Source organism: Leisingera sp. SA32 (assembly GCF_056033425.1).
On record NZ_JBVYHB010000001.1, the window covers coordinates 497,314 to 512,238 of the forward strand.

16 protein-coding genes are annotated in these 14,925 nt (G+C 67.2%); 5 read left to right on the forward strand and 11 right to left on the reverse strand.

Annotated features, from left to right (window positions below; all coding sequences use genetic code 11):
* Nucleotides 1–62 precede the first annotated feature (62 nt).
* Together AC0IPL_RS02380 and AC0IPL_RS02385 are read right to left on the reverse strand one after the other, a co-directional pair.
* Nucleotides 63–719: an HAD family hydrolase gene (locus AC0IPL_RS02380; protein WP_474271841.1), complete on the reverse strand. Its 657-nt coding sequence runs from the start codon at nucleotides 717–719 to the stop codon at nucleotides 63–65.
* A 5-nt stretch (nucleotides 720–724) separates the two neighbouring features.
* Nucleotides 725–1,687 (reverse strand): DMT family transporter, encoded by a 963-nt coding sequence (locus AC0IPL_RS02385; protein WP_474271844.1) that lies wholly within the window; start codon nucleotides 1,685–1,687, stop codon nucleotides 725–727.
* Between the two features lie 279 nt (nucleotides 1,688–1,966).
* Here AC0IPL_RS02385 and rpiB point away from each other — a divergent pair, with 279 nt between their 5' ends.
* Complete coding sequence (rpiB, locus tag AC0IPL_RS02390) at nucleotides 1,967–2,416, forward strand: ribose 5-phosphate isomerase B (RefSeq protein ID WP_474271846.1); 450 nt, start codon at nucleotides 1,967–1,969, stop codon at nucleotides 2,414–2,416.
* Between the two features lie 49 nt (nucleotides 2,417–2,465).
* Here the strand turns inward: rpiB and AC0IPL_RS02395 are convergent, their stop codons facing one another.
* From AC0IPL_RS02395 to mbfA, 5 genes are all read right to left on the reverse strand, one after another.
* Nucleotides 2,466–2,918 carry a YaiI/YqxD family protein gene (locus AC0IPL_RS02395; RefSeq protein ID WP_474271849.1) on the reverse strand — a complete coding sequence of 151 codons (453 nt, stop codon included), beginning with the start codon at nucleotides 2,916–2,918 and terminating at the stop codon, nucleotides 2,466–2,468.
* Entirely contained in the window at nucleotides 2,915–4,411 is a 1,497-nt protein-coding gene (gene sthA / locus AC0IPL_RS02400; RefSeq protein ID WP_474271852.1) for a Si-specific NAD(P)(+) transhydrogenase, read from the reverse strand. The genes AC0IPL_RS02395 and sthA overlap by 4 nt, the downstream gene beginning before the upstream one ends.
* Nucleotides 4,412–4,440: 29 nt before the next feature.
* Nucleotides 4,441–5,274: an S-formylglutathione hydrolase gene (gene fghA / locus AC0IPL_RS02405; protein ID WP_474271855.1), complete on the reverse strand. Its 834-nt coding sequence runs from the start codon at nucleotides 5,272–5,274 to the stop codon at nucleotides 4,441–4,443.
* 126 nt (nucleotides 5,275–5,400) lie between these two features.
* Nucleotides 5,401–6,345, reverse strand: a complete 945-nt coding sequence (locus AC0IPL_RS02410) for an AEC family transporter (protein WP_474271857.1) — start codon at nucleotides 6,343–6,345, stop codon at nucleotides 5,401–5,403.
* Nucleotides 6,346–6,631: 286 nt separating this feature from the next.
* The gene (gene mbfA, locus AC0IPL_RS02415) at nucleotides 6,632–7,606 is read right to left on the reverse strand and encodes an iron exporter MbfA (RefSeq protein WP_474271860.1); all 975 of its coding nucleotides are present in this window, start codon (nucleotides 7,604–7,606) and stop codon (nucleotides 6,632–6,634) included.
* 193 nt (nucleotides 7,607–7,799) lie between these two features.
* Here mbfA and AC0IPL_RS02420 point away from each other — a divergent pair, with 193 nt between their 5' ends.
* Nucleotides 7,800–8,417 carry a TetR/AcrR family transcriptional regulator gene (locus tag AC0IPL_RS02420; RefSeq protein ID WP_474271862.1) on the forward strand — a complete coding sequence of 206 codons (618 nt, stop codon included), beginning with the start codon at nucleotides 7,800–7,802 and terminating at the stop codon, nucleotides 8,415–8,417.
* Between the two features lie 99 nt (nucleotides 8,418–8,516).
* Here the strand turns inward: AC0IPL_RS02420 and AC0IPL_RS02425 are convergent, their stop codons facing one another.
* Nucleotides 8,517–9,005, reverse strand: coding sequence for a c-type cytochrome (locus tag AC0IPL_RS02425; RefSeq protein ID WP_474271865.1), 489 nt, complete (start codon nucleotides 9,003–9,005; stop codon nucleotides 8,517–8,519).
* Nucleotides 9,006–9,128: 123 nt separating this feature from the next.
* On the opposite strand from AC0IPL_RS02425, the gene AC0IPL_RS02430 reads away from it, so the two are divergent.
* From AC0IPL_RS02430 to AC0IPL_RS02440, 3 genes are all read left to right on the forward strand, one after another.
* On the forward strand, nucleotides 9,129–10,859 hold the full coding sequence (locus AC0IPL_RS02430; RefSeq protein ID WP_474271867.1) for a Y-family DNA polymerase: 1,731 nt from the start codon (nucleotides 9,129–9,131) through the stop codon (nucleotides 10,857–10,859).
* Nucleotides 10,860–10,963: 104 nt separating this feature from the next.
* A complete protein-coding gene (locus AC0IPL_RS02435) occupies nucleotides 10,964–11,665 on the forward strand; it encodes an ArsR/SmtB family transcription factor (protein ID WP_474271869.1) in 702 nt (233 codons plus the stop codon).
* Nucleotides 11,666–11,779: 114 nt separating this feature from the next.
* Nucleotides 11,780–12,124, forward strand: a complete 345-nt coding sequence (locus AC0IPL_RS02440) for a DUF2794 domain-containing protein (RefSeq protein ID WP_474271872.1) — start codon at nucleotides 11,780–11,782, stop codon at nucleotides 12,122–12,124.
* Nucleotides 12,125–12,217: 93 nt separating this feature from the next.
* Here the strand turns inward: AC0IPL_RS02440 and AC0IPL_RS02445 are convergent, their stop codons facing one another.
* From AC0IPL_RS02445 to AC0IPL_RS02455, 3 genes are all read right to left on the reverse strand, one after another.
* The gene (locus tag AC0IPL_RS02445) at nucleotides 12,218–13,042 is read right to left on the reverse strand and encodes a C40 family peptidase (protein ID WP_474271874.1); all 825 of its coding nucleotides are present in this window, start codon (nucleotides 13,040–13,042) and stop codon (nucleotides 12,218–12,220) included.
* 4 nt (nucleotides 13,043–13,046) lie between these two features.
* Nucleotides 13,047–14,429 (reverse strand): leucyl aminopeptidase family protein, encoded by a 1,383-nt coding sequence (locus AC0IPL_RS02450; protein ID WP_474271876.1) that lies wholly within the window; start codon nucleotides 14,427–14,429, stop codon nucleotides 13,047–13,049.
* Between the two features lie 110 nt (nucleotides 14,430–14,539).
* Nucleotides 14,540–14,899 carry a hypothetical protein gene (locus tag AC0IPL_RS02455; protein ID WP_474271976.1) on the reverse strand — a complete coding sequence of 120 codons (360 nt, stop codon included), beginning with the start codon at nucleotides 14,897–14,899 and terminating at the stop codon, nucleotides 14,540–14,542.
* Between the last annotated feature and the right edge of the window lie 26 nt (nucleotides 14,900–14,925).

The following is a 14,925-nucleotide window of genomic DNA, read 5'->3' on the forward strand; positions in this document are numbered from 1 at the left end:
GGGGCCAGCCCCGGACCCCGGAGTATTTTTAACCAGAAAGAGACGGCGGTTTGCGTGCGCTTTCAGCTGGCGCTGTCCGCCGGTAGAAGCCCGTGTTGCACCAGCCGCTGCGCAAAGGGCGTGGGGGTGGTGAACAGATGGGTCTGCCAGCCGCGTGCCTGGGCGGCGGCGATGTTTTCGGGGCGATCATCTGTGAACAGCAGCCGTTGCGGCGCAATGCCGGTCTCGCGTTCGAGGATGGCGTAGATTTCGGCATCCGGTTTGACGCATTTCAGATGCGCCGAGACAAAGGCGTGGTCGAAGTCGCGCAGGAACGGGTAGTGGGTGCAGGCGATGTCAAAAGTTTCTGCTCCGAAGTTGCTGAGCGCGAACACCGGGATGCCGCGGGCGCGCAGCGCCTGTTTCAGACGCACCGTATGGTCGATCGCGCGGGGGACCATCTGGAGCCAGCAATCGTGCCACCAGCGGATCTCTTCGGCCCAGACTGGGTGCCGGGCGGCGAGATCCTCGATCGACTGGCGGAAGGGGGCGCCGCGGTCGATCTCCAGGTTGATCGCGTGCAGTGGTACTTCGGCAAAGAGCTGCTGGCGGCGGCTGGTGCCGATGCGGCTGTCGTAGAAGGCCTCCGGCTCCCATTCGATCAGCACGCGGCCGATGTCGAAGACGACGGCTTCGATCGGGGTGGCGGAGTCTGCGGTGTCTGCTGTGTGGGTGGACATGGCGGTCATCCTTCTGCGCGCGGGCGGGGGCGGGTTGTGGGGCGGTTGCGGCGGGTCTCGCGCCACAGGGAGACCAGCCCGGAGGCGACGATCAGGCTGGAGCCGATCCAGACCGGGGTGTCAGGCCATGTGTTGAAGATCAACACGCCCCAGAGCACCGACATCGGCATGGCAACATATTCGAAGGGGGCTGCCAGGGTGGCCTCGTTCAGCCGGTAGGCCTGGGTCACCAGATAGCCGCCGACAGAGCCTGCAAGACCAACACCGATCAGGTAGGGCCAGTCTTCGGGGGCGGGCCAGATCCAGGCCCGCAGGATAAAGTCGAGCGCCGGGCTGCTGCCGGTGGCAAAGCGGCCGTCGCCGAACGTCAGCCCCGCCAAGGCGCTGACAATCAGAAAGCCCAGCATCGGGTAGAAGGCCATTGTGGCGCCGGCTTCGACGTGGCCCGCGCGGCGGGTCAGCACGTGCAGCGCCGCATAGCCGCAGGCCCCCAGAAAGGGCAGAACTGCGGCAGCCTGAAAGGCGCTGGTGCCGGGGCGCATGATGATCAGCACGCCCAGAAAGCCCGCAAAGACCGCGCCCCAGCGCCAGGGGCCGGGGCGCTCGCCCAGCAGCAGCGCCGACAGGGCGGTGACGATGAGTGGCGTCGCAAAGGAAATCGCCACCGCCTCGGCCAGCGGCATGATGGCAACGCCGGTGAAGAAGAAGATATTGGCAAACAGCACCATGCAGCAGCGCAGCATGTGCAGCCCGGGACGATGGGTGCGCAGCAGGTGGTAGCCCCCCTCCAGCGGCATGATGATGGCCAGCATCACGCAGACCGCAACGACGGATCGGAACAGAACCATCTCATACAGCGGGTAGTCGCCGGAGAGGAGTTTGAAGATCATGTCGACGATGGAAAAGGCGATCCCCGCACCCGCCGCGGCAAACACTCCGGGGACACTGATCCTGGTTTCTGCGCTCATGCGGGCTCCATTCCTGGTGATGCGGCTTATCAGTGGCGCAAGGGGTGTAACAGGGCAATGGCAGGGTGCGCAAAAAATGCCGATTATCCGGGGTGTTCACCGCACTGGGCGTTTTGCCGGTGGCGGTTGGCGCATAAAGCCGTTGGGCATCCGGGGTGGATGCGGTAGAGGGCAGCGAGGCCAGCGCCTTTGATCTGAAAACTGGAGATCCGGGCCCGTGCCATGCGCGGCCCTCACGCCGGGCGGGCCGGGTTTCCATGACATAGGAACCATACCGTCATGACTGACAGCAAACGCATCGTACTTTCCAGCGACCACGCCGCCATCGACCTGCGGCAGGCCGTTGCCGCCCATGCCACCGCGCTGGGATGGGAGGTTGAGGACATTGGCCCCGCCACCCCCGAGAGCACCCATTACCCCAAGCACGGCGAAGCGGCGGCACGGCGGGTGGCGTCGGGGGAATTCGCGCTGGGCATCGTGCTGTGCGGCACCGGTCAGGGCATCATGATGGCCGCCAACAAGGTGAAAGGCATCCGCTGCGGTGTCTGCTCTGACACGTTTTCGGCCAAGATGATCCGCGCGCACAACAACGCCAACATGCTGTCGATCGGCGCACGGGTGGTGGGCGAGGGCCTGGCGCTGGAGATCGTCGAGGCGTTTTTGTCCACCGAGTTCGAAGGTGGCCGTCACGGCACGCGGGTGGAGATGATCTCCGAAATCGAAGCCTGAGCGCAGCAATCGCCGGGGCGGGTGCGCATCAGCGCCCCGCCCTGGTCTGTCAGCCCTTGGCGGCGCGCAATTCGCGCTCCAGCGCGTCCAGAAAGCGCGAGCGGTCAGCCTTGGAAAAGGGTTTTCCACCACCGCCCGCACCCAGCGGGTTGGCGGCGCGCAGGTCTGCCATCAGATCCCGCATCGCCAGCTGCTGGCCGATGTTGGCCTCGGTGAAACGCTCGCCGTTGTGGCGCAGCACGCGGGCGCCGGCCTCGATGCATTTGGCGGCCAGCGGGATGTCGCCCGTGACCACCACATCGCCCGGCCCGCAGCGGTCCGCGATCCACATGTCGGCGACATCCGCCCCCTGATCCACGATCACGTTCTCAACCAGCGGATTGGCCGAGGGCCGCAAACCGCCGTTGGAAACCACATACATGCGCAAGCCATGGCGGGTGGCGACGCGCTCGGCCTCCGCCTTGACCGGGCAGGCGTCGGCGTCGATGTAGAGCGCGCTCACTCGGCGGCCTTCTTGTCGGCTGCGGGTTTCTTGGCCGCCTTGGGGGCGGGTTTGGCCTTGCTGTCGGTAGACTGTTTTCCGACCCGGAATTCATCCGGGATCGGCATCCGGTTGAAGGCATCCAGACCGGCGATCTTGTAGGCCTCGGCCAGCGTGGGATAGTTGAAGGTGTTCTGCACGAAGTAGTCCACCGTGCCTTGCAGGTTCAGCACCGCCTGGGCGATGTGGATCAGCTCAGTTGCCCCCTCGCCCACGATCTGCACGCCAAGCACCCGGCGGGTTTTCAGCGAGAACAGCATCTTCAGCATGCCGTGCTCCAGCCCCATGATGTGCCCGCGTGAGGTTTCACGGAAGCGGGCGATGCCGACCTCGTAAGGCACGCCGCGCTCTTTCAGCTCTTCCTCGGACATGCCGCAGGTGGACATTTCCGGCACCGAGTAGATGCCATAGGGATACCAGGGGCTTTCGGGGACGGTGGGCACATCCATCGCGTGGCAGGCGGCCACGCGGCCCTGTTGCAGCGAGGTGGACGCCAGCGAGGGATGCCCGATCACGTCGCCGGTGGCATAGATATGCGGCACCTTTGTCTGGTAGGTCTTGCGGGTCACCTCCAGACGGCCACGGTGGTCGGTTTCCAGCCCCACCGCCTTGAGGTTCAGCCTCTCGGTGTTGCCCATGCGCCCGGCGGCAAACAGCAGCATCTCGCCGCGCACATGGCGGCCGTTTGCCAGCGTGACCTCGATGTGCTCGCCCTCGTCCTCGATCTTCTCGATCGCGGAGCCGAGGCGCAGGTCGACGCCGTTTTCGCGGATCTGGTGGGTGAATTCCTGGATCAGGGTGCGGTCAATGAAATCGAGGAAGGTGTCGCGCGGCTCGACCAGCGTAACGCGCACATCCAGCGCCGAGAACATGGTGGCATATTCCACCCCGATCACCCCGGCGCCGACCACGATCAGCGAGCGCGGGATCTCCTCCATCTCAAGGAATTCGTCGCCGTCCACCACGGTCTTGCCGTTGAAGGGCACGTAATCGGGGCGGTAGGTGCGGGTGCCGGTGGCGATGATGAATTTCTCGCCGGTCACACGGGTGGTGTCGCCGGCTTCGATCTCGACCTCGACCTCGTTCGGACCCACGAAATGCGCCATGCCGGCCAGCATCTCGACGTGGTTGCGGTTGAACTGGTGTTCCAGCACGTCGACCTCGTGATCCAGGGTCATGTGCAGCCGCGCTTTCAGATCCTCGGCCCTGATCTGGTCCTTGACCCGGTAGGCGCGGCCATAGAATGACCGCTCGCGCCAGCCGGTGAGGTTCAGCACTGTTTCGCGCAGCGTCTTGGAGGGCACGGTGCCGGTATGCACCGACACCCCGCCGAGGCGGTCCTTGCGGTCGATCACCAGCACCCGGCGTTTCAGCTTGGCCGCCTGGATGGCGGCGGTGCGGCCCGAGGGGCCGGAACCGATGATGATCAGGTCATAATCAAATTCTTCACTCATGGGCCGCGGTCCTTCGTGGTTTTGGTGTTTCAGTCTTGGTACAGCGCATCGGCATGGAAGGCGACGTGGTCTTCCATGAAGGTCGATACGAAGAAATAGCTGTGATCGTAGCCCGGCTGCATCCGCAGGGTCGCCTGCTGGCGGCGTTCGGCCACGGCGGCGGCCAGCGCTTCGGGCTTCAGAAGATCGATGAACTGGTCGGCGGTGCCGGTATCGATCAGAACGGGGCCGTCAAAGCCCGCCTCGCGCATCATCAGGCTGGCGTCATGCTTGGCCCATTGCGCCTCATCAGTGCCGAGATAGGCGCTGAGCTGCTTGCGGCCCCAGTCCGATGCGGTGGGGGTGCAGATCGGCGCAAAGGCAGAGACCGATTTGAAACGGCCCGGCAGGTTCATCGCCAGCGTCAGCGCGCCGTGGCCGCCCATCGAATGGCCGGTGATCGCCTGACGGTGGAGGTCGATGGCGAAATTCTCGTCCAGCAGCGCGGGCAGGTCCTCGGCGATGTAATCCCACATGCGGAAATGCGGTGCCCAGGGGTCTTGGGTTGCGTTGACGTAGAAGCCGGCACCCTGGCCGAGGTCATAGGCGTCATCGTCAGCCACGCCCTCGCCGCGCGGGCTGGTGTCGGGAAAGACGATGGCGATGCCCTGTTCGGCGCACCAGGCTTGGGCGCCCGCCTTGGTCATGGCGTTTTCATGGGTGCAGGTGAGGCCCGACAGGTACCACAGCAGCGGCACGGGGCCGTCCCTGGCCTCTTCCGGCAGGAACAGGCCAAAGGTCATATCGCAGCCGGTGGCGCTGCTGGCGTGTTTGTAGACGCCCTGCACGCCGCCAAAGGCGGCATTTTCGGAGATGGTTTCCATGGTCAGGCTCCCTCAGATCACTGTGCCCTATCGCTATCGCTTGCGCGGGCCGGGGTCCAGCAGCGGGGCGGCGGCTGTGTCGGTTTTTGCGGCAGAAGGCTTGCGAAATCGCAAACGGGCTCGCCGTCAGCCGCCCGACGCCGCGATGCCGGAGACCCAAGCGATGACGGCGGGCACCGTCACGATCGACAGCACAGTGGAGATCAGGATTGCCGCCGAGGCCCGCTGCGGCGCCACCCCGTAGTGCTGCGCCAGCATGTAGACATTTCCCGCCACCGGCAGCGCGGCGGCGGCGATGGCCACCATTGCGGCAAAGGGGCTGGCGGGGATCAGCCACAGCACGCAGAGGGCGACGCAGGCGGGGTGCAGCACCAGCTTGGCAAAGCTGAGCCAGCCCGCGATCTGCACCCGCTCGGCCGATTTCGAGGCCAGCGAGGCGCCGATGGCAAACAGCGCACCGGGGGTGGCGGCGCCACCGAGGATGGTCAGGAAGTCGTTGACCGGCACGGGGATCGGCAGGGCGGAGGCCGACCAGGCAAGGCCTGCCACGATCGACAGGATCATCGGGTTCCTCAGCAGCCCCAGCCCGACCAGCCGCAGCGTCGACAGCCGCAACCCCTGGCCGCGCCCGGCATTGATGAAGATCACGATCAGCGAGGAAAACACCACCAGATCAACGCTGAGCACCACCATCATCGGCGCAACCGACGCAGGCCCAAACAGGATCGCCATCATCGGCAGGCCGAGAAAGCCAACGTTGCCAATGGCCGCGCATTGCGCCTCGACCGCGGCGGTGGGCATGTCCAGCCCGCGCAGCAGCGCCACAATCGTGACCAGCAGATAGACCGCCAGCGTGCCTGCGAGATAGCTGAGGATCAGCGTCGGGTCGAAGATCTCGGCAAAGGAAAGGTTGGCGGCAAAGCGAAAGATCATCGCCGACAGCGCAAAGAAGAAGACGAATTTTGTCAGATAGGCGGTGGCTTCTTCGCTGAAAAAGCGGCTGCGCCCGGCGCCATAGCCGAGGCCGATGATTGCAAAGAAGGGCAGGGTGCGGAAAAAAATCTCAGCCATTTGCGGATTGGTAACCGGATTTGACCAATTGGCAAAGAGCGTTTTTGTGTGGGGGGCGAAGAGGATGGATGTCGGCGGGCTGGTGCGCGGGTGGGGCTCCCGCCTGTTCGTGCGCCTGCTGAGGCAGGCCCCTCACAGTTGGGCACGGCACCGTGCGTTGCACGGTGCGGCCGCAGGACGCCAACCGCAGCGCGCCAGCGCTGCCGGGCCCAACCGGGCAGGGGCAGTCGGCGACTGCCACGGCGCGGGCGGGAGCACCGCCGCGACCTGTGAGGCGGTGATGCCGCTAACCGTTGCCGATCAGCGCGCCTGCGCCGAGCACCAGCGCACCGCCCAGCACCACCTGCATCGCCGCGCGCCAGAACGGGGTCTGCATAAAGCGGTTCTGGATCCAGGCAATCGCCCAGAGCTCCACGAACACGATCAGCAGCGCCAGCGTCGTGGCCGTCCAGAAGTCCGGGATCAGATAGGGCAGCGCATGGCCCAGGCCGCCCAGCGTGGTCATCACCCCCGACGCCAGCCCGCGCTTCAACGGCGAGCCGCGACCCGACAGCTGGCCGTCATCCGAAGCGGCCTCGGTGAAGCCCATCGAAATCCCCGCCCCGACGGAAGCAGCGGTGCCGACCAGAAAGGTCGTCCAGGTGTCCTGGGTTGCAAAGGCGGTGGCAAAGATCGGCGCCAGGGTGGAGACAGAGCCGTCCATCAACCCGGCCAGCCCCGGTTGAATCCACGTCAGCAGGAACTGGCGCTGGGCGTCCTGATCTTCCTGCGCGCGGCTGTCTGCATCCAGATGCCGATCCTCCAGCCGGTGGGCGCTGGTCTGGTGGTCCGCTTCGGCGGCAGCCAGATCGCCGAGCAGGCGGCGGGTGGCGGCATCCTGGCACTGCGCGGCGGCTGCGGCATAGAACCGCTCGGCCGTGGCCTCCATCGCCTGGGCCTCTGCGCGGATGCGCGACAGGCTGAGCCCGTCCATAAGCCACAGCGGGCGCCGGGTTGGAAAACCCGCAACATGCTCACGCCGGATCAGCGGGATGTCCGGGCCGAACCGGTCCTGGTGCAGGGCAATCAGCCGGGCGCGGTGGTCGTCCTCCTCGGCGGCCATGCCGTCGAACAGCGCGGCACTGGCCGGGTAATCCGCGCGCAGCCGGGCCCCATAGCTGCGGTAGATCCGGGCATCCTCCTCCTCGGAGGAGATGGCCAGGGCGAGGATGTCCTGCTCGGACAGGCTGGCCAGGCGTTTGCGCTGTGTAAAGAACCGCATCGGTTGCCTCATTTGAGATGTGTTTAGAACGATTCTAATCTAGTCAGTTTCGCCACGGCCGCGCAAGGCGGTGTTGCAGGCCTGTTGTCTTTGGCCCGGCTGGGCTACATTGGGGGCAGACCCGGTTGCCGCGCGCAGTCTGCCGCCCGCCGCACCACAGCCATTCGCCCGCCGCCCAGCCAGAGGACATCCGATGAACCAAGACACCGGCATTCTGCGCCGGGGCCGGAAATTCGACCAGGTCCTGGAGGGCGCCCGCAAAGTCTTTCTGGCTGACGGCTTTGAAGGCGCGGGCGTCGACAAGATCGCCAAGGCCGCAGGTGTGTCCAAGGCGACGCTGTACAGCTACTTCCCCGACAAGCGGGTTCTGTTCATGGAGGTCGTGCGCGGGGCCTGCGTGGAACAGGCCGACAGCATGGTGGAGCTGGCGGCGGGCTGCCGAGGCCCGCGAGAGGTGCTGCGACTGGCGGGAGAACGGCTGCACGGGGTATTGCTGGGCGGCTACAGCCTGCGCTTGTTTCGGATCTTCGTGGCCGAGGCAGACCGTTTCCCGGAGCTGGGGGCAATGTTCTACCGCAACGGGCCGCTGGTGATGCACGACCAGCTGCGTGACTACCTGGCGCTGGCCGTCGCCCGCGGAGAGCTGCGCATTGCCGATGTCGATCTGGCGGCGGCGCAGTTCCTGGAGATGTGCAAGGCGGACGTCTTTCTGCGGTTTTTGTTCAACATCGACGAGAGTTTTTCCGAGGCCGAGCGCGAGCGGGTGATCGGCGGCGCGATCGAAACCTTCATGGCGCGCTACGGCGCCTGATCGCAGCGGCGTCACTGGCGTTGCGGCGATGCCCTGCGGCCAGACTGGGGGACGGCAGCGGGCCCCGTCTGCGAATCAGTTTGCCGGTCAGTTTGATGTTCAGTGGGTGGTGAAGCGGTTGGGCGTGATGCGATAGGTCTCGTGACAGCTGAGACAGCTTTGCATCAGCGCGGGCAGGGTGCGGCGCAGACCAGAGAGCGAGCGGGCGTTGAGATCGCGGGCCGCGTCTTCGGCGCTGGCGGCGCGGCGCTTGAAGTCCTGCCAGGTGGTCCAGAGGGCGGGGCGGGCGTGCGAGCGCGGATCCAGATGCGGCTTGCGAAAGTGGCGCGGGATGGCGGCGGTGGAGCGTATGAGCTGGCGGCGGGCAGCCCGGGCTGCCCTTCGGTCAAAGCTGGCGCGCCCTGACAGCATGCCGGTCAGCACCTCCATCGCCGTTTTCTGACTGGTCATCAGGGCGATACGCTGGGTGACATGCTTGCTGCTGGCTTGGCTGACGGCGTCCCGCGCGGTGACTGGCGCGGTGCTGGCGACGGCCAGGGCCAGCAGGGCCGCCAGCATCAGCACAGCGCGGTGCGGCCGGCGGGTCATCGGTGCAGGCCCGATCGGATTGACCGAATCGCAAACTTGGAACAAAATAGGAACATACCGGATCACTCCTCCAAAACCATTCCGCAAACCTGGCCCCGGCCACCCAGCATTGGGTCTTGTTTCATGCCCCACCGTCGCATCTTGTCGCTTTGGTTTCCGCGTCTGGGCGCGGAGCGCATCATGCGGGTGGAGCGGGACGCCATTGCCGGACCGCTGGCCGTTGCCGGGGAAGTGTCCAACAGTCAGGTTATCACCGCGTTAAACACGGCGGCGGAGGCGGCGGGATTGCAGCTGGGCCAGCCGCTGCGCGATGCCCATGCGATGTGCGCGGCGCTGCGGGTGCGGTCGCGCAACCCGGCCGCCGAGGCCGCGTTCCTGGCGGCGCTCAGGCGCTGGGCGGGCCGGTTCAGCCCCTGGGTGGCGGAGGCGGCGCAGGACGGGTTGACCCTGGACATCAGCGGCTGCGCGCATCTGTTCGGCGGCGAGGCCGCGCTGATGGGGACGGTGGCGCAGGACTGTGCGGGCATGGGGCTGAGCCTGCGGATGGGGCTGGCCGACACGGTGGGGGCCGCCTGGGCGCTGGCGCGTCATGGCGGTGCCGATCCGGCGGCGGGCCCCTGGACCGGGTCCGGGCGCAACGGCGATGCCATCGACCAGGAGGCCCGCGCCACCCGTGCCAGGGCGCAGAAGCGGCGGCACTGGAGCCGCGGCGGGTCTGCGCCGCAGGTGCAGACTCAGGCACAGACACAGACTCAGACACAGGCACAGGCGGGGGGGGCTTCCCCGGCCCCGGAGCAGGCCTGCATCGCGGCGCCGGGCCAGGCGCATGTGGCGCTGGCCCCCTTGCCAGTGGCGGCGTTGCGGCTGGAGGCGGCCACGGTGGCGCAGCTGAACCGGCTGGGGCTGCGGCGGATCGGCGATTTGCTGGCGCAGCCGCGGGCCAGCCTGGCGCGCCGCTTTGGCCGCGGGCTGGTGGCGCGGCTGGATCAGGCGATGGGCAGCGCGCCCGAACCTGTCTCGCCGGCGCGGGAGGCCGATCATTTTGCGGTGCGGCTGACCCTGCCGGAACCAATCGGGCTGATGGAGGATCTGCTGGCGGCGCTGGAGCGGATGCTGCCGCGGCTTTGCGCCCGGCTGGCGGCGCGCGGCAAGGGCGTGCGGGTGCTGCGGCTGGAGGCGCATCGCTGCGATCAGGCGATGGAGGTGGTCAGCGTCGGCCTGGCCCGCGCCAGCCGCGACCCGGTGCGCATCCGCCCGCTGCTGGCAATGAAGCTGGAGCAGATTGACGCGGGTTTCGGCATCGACATGTTGCGGCTGGAGGTGACGCAGGCCGAGGCCATCCATGCCCGCGCCCCGGTGGGCCATATCGAGGCGGGGGCGCAGGCGGCGGCGCGGGCGCGCCAGCCGGATGGTGCTGCGCTGGAGGACCTGGTTGGCCGTCTGGGCGCCCGGCTGGGGCTGGAGGCGATCACCCGGTTGCACCCGGCGGACAGCCATATCCCGGAAAAACGCTTTAGCGTTCAGGCGGCGGCCTGGACCACGCCGGCGGCGCAGCCCTGGCCCCTGTCGGCGCGGTCGCGCCCCTTGCTGATCTGGCCGCCGGAACTGGTCAGCGCCCCGGCGGCCCCCCAGCTGCCGCCAGAGTTCCGCTGGCGCGGCCGCAGCTGGCAGGTGGCGGCGGCAGAAGGCCCGGAGCGGATTGCCCCGGAGTGGTGGCTGGAGGATCCGAACTGGCGCAACGGGGTGCGCGATTACTGGGTGGTGGTGAGTGACTGCGGCGCCCGGCTGTGGCTGTTCTTTGCCCATGGTGCGGCGCTGTCACCGGGCTGGTTTTGTCAGGGCAGCTTCGCCTGAGGCTGGGCGAGCTTGACTGCGCAACTGCGAACACGGGGCACACTTCGGCCCGTGGCGAAGGGTTTTTGTTGGGCGACGCGGCGCAGCCGGCCTAGGGTGGGGGCATGATAACACCGCGTTTTGACATACTGGGGCAGGCCATTGCCGACGCCAGCCGGACCCGAATGCTGTGCGAGCTGATGGAGGGGCGGGCCTATACCAACAAGGAGCTGGCGGCGGCCGCCGGGGTGACGCCACAGACCGCCACCGCGCATCTGCGGCTGTTGCAGACCGCCGGGCTGGTGCTGGCGGAAAAACGAGGCCGCTGCGTCTATCACCGGTTGGCCGGGCCAGAGGTGGCGCAGGCGCTGGAACAGCTGGCGGCGATTGCCCCGAGCGAGAGCCTGCACCGCGCGCAGCGGCGCAAGGCGGGCGGGCTGGCAGAGGTGCGCAGCTGTTATGACCATCTGGCAGGCCCGCTGGCGGTGGCGATGACGGGTGCCTTTCTGAAGCGCGGCATGCTGGTGGAAGAACAGGGCACCTTCCGCGCGACCCCGGCGGGAGAGTGGGCCAAGCTGGGCGTGGTGCTGCCGGAGCGACCCGGCCGCCAGCCTTTTGCCCGGCCCTGCCTGGACTGGACCGAACGCCGCCTGCATGTGGCCGGGCCGGTGGGGCGGCAAATCCTGGAGCACGCGCTGGCGGCGGGCTGGCTCAGCCGCGGGAGGCAAAAACGCGGGGTGCTGCTGACGGCGCCGGGACGGCAGGCGCTGGACCAGATCCTGGGCCTTCGCTGCGCAGATCTTCTGACGGCGGCCAAGGCCGATTGAAGGTCCGTTCCAGAGGGTGTCGTTGCCGGTTCGGCTTGCCGGTGACCGGCGGTGAAACGTGAAACAGCGGCGACGGGGGTTGATTTGCCGGACAATCGGCGCAACCTTTTAAAGATGAGCTTTGATCAGGTGCAACCTTTCCCCGGATCTCCCGTTCCGCAGCAAGTTTCCTTTGACCGGCGCGAACTGTCGGTGATCCTGTCGCTTTATGGCCGCATGGTTGCCGCCGGGGAGTGGCGCGACTACGGGATCTCTTCGCTGCGGGATCTGGCGGTGTTTTCCGTCTTCCGACGCACGGCGGAGCATCCGCTGTACCGCATCGAAAAACGCCCCAAGCTGCGCCATCGACAGGGGCAATATGCGGTGGTGGGCATGGATGGCCACATCCTGAAACGCGGCGGTGATCTGAAAACCGTGCTGCGGGTGCTGGAGCGCAAGCTGATCCGCCCCGTCGACTGACGGCGCGGGCAGCGGTCTGCCGGGGGCGGCAAATACCAACTTTCGGGTCGTGAAACCTGGCAGGATGTCTGCTGCCGGGGACAGCCTGAGGGCTCAGCCCAGGCGCTTGTGCGCGGTGAGCGGGCCGTCGCCTTGGGTTTCGATCCGCGCGATGGCGGCGGCGATGGGTTCATAGGCGACGGCCATGTGGTGCACATTGGCGTGGATCAGCCTATCCGCATCGCAAACCAGGGCCACATGTCCTTTCCAGAACAGAAGGTCGCCGCGCTGGTAGTCCCCGGCGGGCGCGTCGTTGCCCAGCTCGGCTTCCTGCTGGTCGCTGTCGCCGGGGCAGGGGATGCCGCAGGCCAGCAGCGCCGCCTGCACCAGTCCGGAGCAGTCAATACCAAAGCGGCTGTTGCCGCCCCAGAGGTAGGGCGTGCCGAGGAACAGGTCTGCCACCGCCACCGGATCGTCCATATGCGTTCCAAGCGGCGACAGGTGGCGAGCGGGGATGAAGCCGAGGTTGGTGTCCGCAAATCGCCCCGTGCCGCCCAGCACCTGCACCCGGCTGCCATGGCTGAGGGCGCACGACTCGGGCGATTTGAAGTCGTCTGCCGTATAGGCATGGGTGGCGGGGGCGCTGACCCAATGGCTGGCCTCGAACGGCGGGCAGAGGGCGGTGGCGGGCAGGTAGCCGACGTAGCCATCCTTGGCCGCCTGCACAAAAGCCCAGTCGTCGTGGGTTTCATAGACCGTTACGGGTTCGCCGTAGACCAGCTGGCGATCCCGGGCGCCGTCGGGGGCGCGCAACAGGTCGGCGACGGGCAGGGTGACGCGGGCCGGGCTGCCCTCGGTCCGGGTCAGCCCGGCGGGGGCGTCTGTCAGGCTGGCGGCGGCAACGCGGCTGTTGGCGGGGGTGCGACGGCGGTCTGACATGTGCTTACAGCTCCAGCAGTTCGGGCAGCGCGGCAAACAGCGCGCGGGCGCCTTGCAGTGCGCCGCCCTTGGCGCGGCCGGGGGCGGCGCTGGGGGTCCAGCCGTAAATGTCGAAATGCATGTAGCGCGCATCATCGGCAAAACGGCGCAGGAACAGCGCCGCGGTGATCGACCCGGCAAAGCCGCCTGCGGGCGCATTGTCGAGATCGGCGATGCCGGGTTCGATCATCGGCTCGTAGGGGGCGTGAAAGGGCATGCGCCAGACCGGGTCGGCGTTGCGCGCGGCGCTGCCGGCCAGCGCTGCGGCGTCGCTGTCATGGTCGGTGTAGAACGGCGACAGATCGGGGCCGACCGCCACCCGCGCCGCACCGGTCAGCGTGGCCATGGATACCAGCAGGTCCGGCTTCTCCTCGCATGCGAGGGCGAGGGCGTCGGCGAGCACCAGCCGACCTTCGGCGTCGGTGTTGTTGATCTCGACCGTCAGCCCCTTGCGCGAGGTCAGCACGTCGCCGGGACGAAAGGCCGGGCCGGAGACCGCGTTTTCCACCGCCGGGATCAGCACCCGCAGTTGCAGCTTCAGTCCTGCCGCCATGATCATCCGCGCCAGTCCCAGCACATTGGCTGCGCCGCCCATGTCCTTTTTCATCAGCGCCATGCTGTTGCCGGGCTTGAGGTTCAGCCCGCCGGTGTCGAAACAGACCCCCTTGCCGACCAGCGTCAGGCGCGGGCCGCTGCTGCCCCAGCGCAGGTCGATCAGCCGTGGCGCGCGGTCAGAGGCCCTGCCAACGGTGTGGATCAGCGGCAGGTTCTGCGCCAGCAGATCTGCGCCTTCGATGGTGGTGACGTCGGCGGCGTAGGTCGCAGCCAGAGTTTCGGCGGCAGCCTGAAGTTCGGCCGGGCCCATGTCGCTGGCGGGGGTGTTGATGAGATCGCGGGTCAAGCATTCGGCGGCGGCCAGCGATTCGACGGCGGCCGCGTCCACGCCTTCGGGGGCGATCAGCTGAGTAGCGCTGGGCTGGCCTGCCTTGTAGCGGTCAAAGCTGTAACCTGTCAGCAGCCAGCCCAGAGATTCGGTCACCGCATCCTCGGCGGGCAGGCCGGAGGCGATGCGGTAGCAGCCTGCGGGCAGTTTTCCGGCGGCCTCGGCCAGCACGAAACGGCGCCGGGCGCGCTGGCTGGCGGTGCCGTAACCGGCCAGCGCCAGCTCTGGTGTGCCATCGGTGCCGGGCACCGCAACGGCCTGGCCGCAGGCGCCGGTAAAGCCCTGGCCCTTGACCCAGGCTTGAACGCGCTGCGGCTGGCCCGAGAGCCAGCCGTCGACATCGCCGCTTGCGATCACGTGCAGCGGGCAGGCGTCTGAATCAGGGGCGGAAAAGACAGGCGGCATAGGCAGGACACTCCGGTTGCGGATCGTAATTGATGCGCCAGAGTAGCCGTCGCGGCCTCACCTGCAAGCCCCGAAGCTGGTCGGCTTGCCGGAATGCTGTTTCCGCCGGTTCAGATTGTCACATCCTGCTGATCCCAGACCGCTGTCAGCGACCGTTCCCCGACGCGCATCAGCCTGAACAGGATCGCGGCAATGGCGGGATGGTCCTTGGCGTCGATCGCCTCGGTCACATGGCCGGCAATCGAGGCCAGCGCCGTCATGCCGATCTGATCGGCAATCGCAATCAGCGAGCGTGCGCTTTTGCGCAGGTTTTCCATGTCGTCCTGCCGCCACAGACGCTCGCAATGCGTCAGGCGGACGGCCATTTCCTCGACCGCACGGCACACGACATCTTCGGCACCGACTTCGCCCAGCTGATCATACAGCGCTGTAAGCTTGTCCGGATCAAGTCGCACTGTCTCAGAGTGCATTACTGTTAGAATATTAGCCACCACTA

Coding starts and splice junctions, on each gene's coding strand:
- AC0IPL_RS02420 (WP_474271862.1), top strand. CDS start 7,800: ATGAACCAAGACACCGGCATTCTGCGCCGGGGCCGGAAATTCGACCAG.
- AC0IPL_RS02435 (WP_474271869.1), top strand. CDS start 10,964: ATGATAACACCGCGTTTTGACATACTGGGGCAGGCCATTGCCGACGCC.
- AC0IPL_RS02425 (WP_474271865.1), bottom strand. CDS start 9,005: ATGACCCGCCGGCCGCACCGCGCTGTGCTGATGCTGGCGGCCCTGCTG.
- AC0IPL_RS02440 (WP_474271872.1), top strand. CDS start 11,780: ATGAGCTTTGATCAGGTGCAACCTTTCCCCGGATCTCCCGTTCCGCAG.
- mbfA (WP_474271860.1), bottom strand. CDS start 7,606: ATGCGGTTCTTTACACAGCGCAAACGCCTGGCCAGCCTGTCCGAGCAG.
- AC0IPL_RS02445 (WP_474271874.1), bottom strand. CDS start 13,042: ATGTCAGACCGCCGTCGCACCCCCGCCAACAGCCGCGTTGCCGCCGCC.
- fghA (WP_474271855.1), bottom strand. CDS start 5,274: ATGGAAACCATCTCCGAAAATGCCGCCTTTGGCGGCGTGCAGGGCGTC.
- AC0IPL_RS02380 (WP_474271841.1), bottom strand. CDS start 719: ATGTCCACCCACACAGCAGACACCGCAGACTCCGCCACCCCGATCGAA.
- AC0IPL_RS02430 (WP_474271867.1), top strand. CDS start 9,129: ATGCCCCACCGTCGCATCTTGTCGCTTTGGTTTCCGCGTCTGGGCGCG.
- AC0IPL_RS02385 (WP_474271844.1), bottom strand. CDS start 1,687: ATGAGCGCAGAAACCAGGATCAGTGTCCCCGGAGTGTTTGCCGCGGCG.
- sthA (WP_474271852.1), bottom strand. CDS start 4,411: ATGAGTGAAGAATTTGATTATGACCTGATCATCATCGGTTCCGGCCCC.
- AC0IPL_RS02455 (WP_474271976.1), bottom strand. CDS start 14,899: ATGCACTCTGAGACAGTGCGACTTGATCCGGACAAGCTTACAGCGCTG.
- rpiB (WP_474271846.1), top strand. CDS start 1,967: ATGACTGACAGCAAACGCATCGTACTTTCCAGCGACCACGCCGCCATC.
- AC0IPL_RS02410 (WP_474271857.1), bottom strand. CDS start 6,345: ATGGCTGAGATTTTTTTCCGCACCCTGCCCTTCTTTGCAATCATCGGC.
- AC0IPL_RS02450 (WP_474271876.1), bottom strand. CDS start 14,429: ATGCCGCCTGTCTTTTCCGCCCCTGATTCAGACGCCTGCCCGCTGCAC.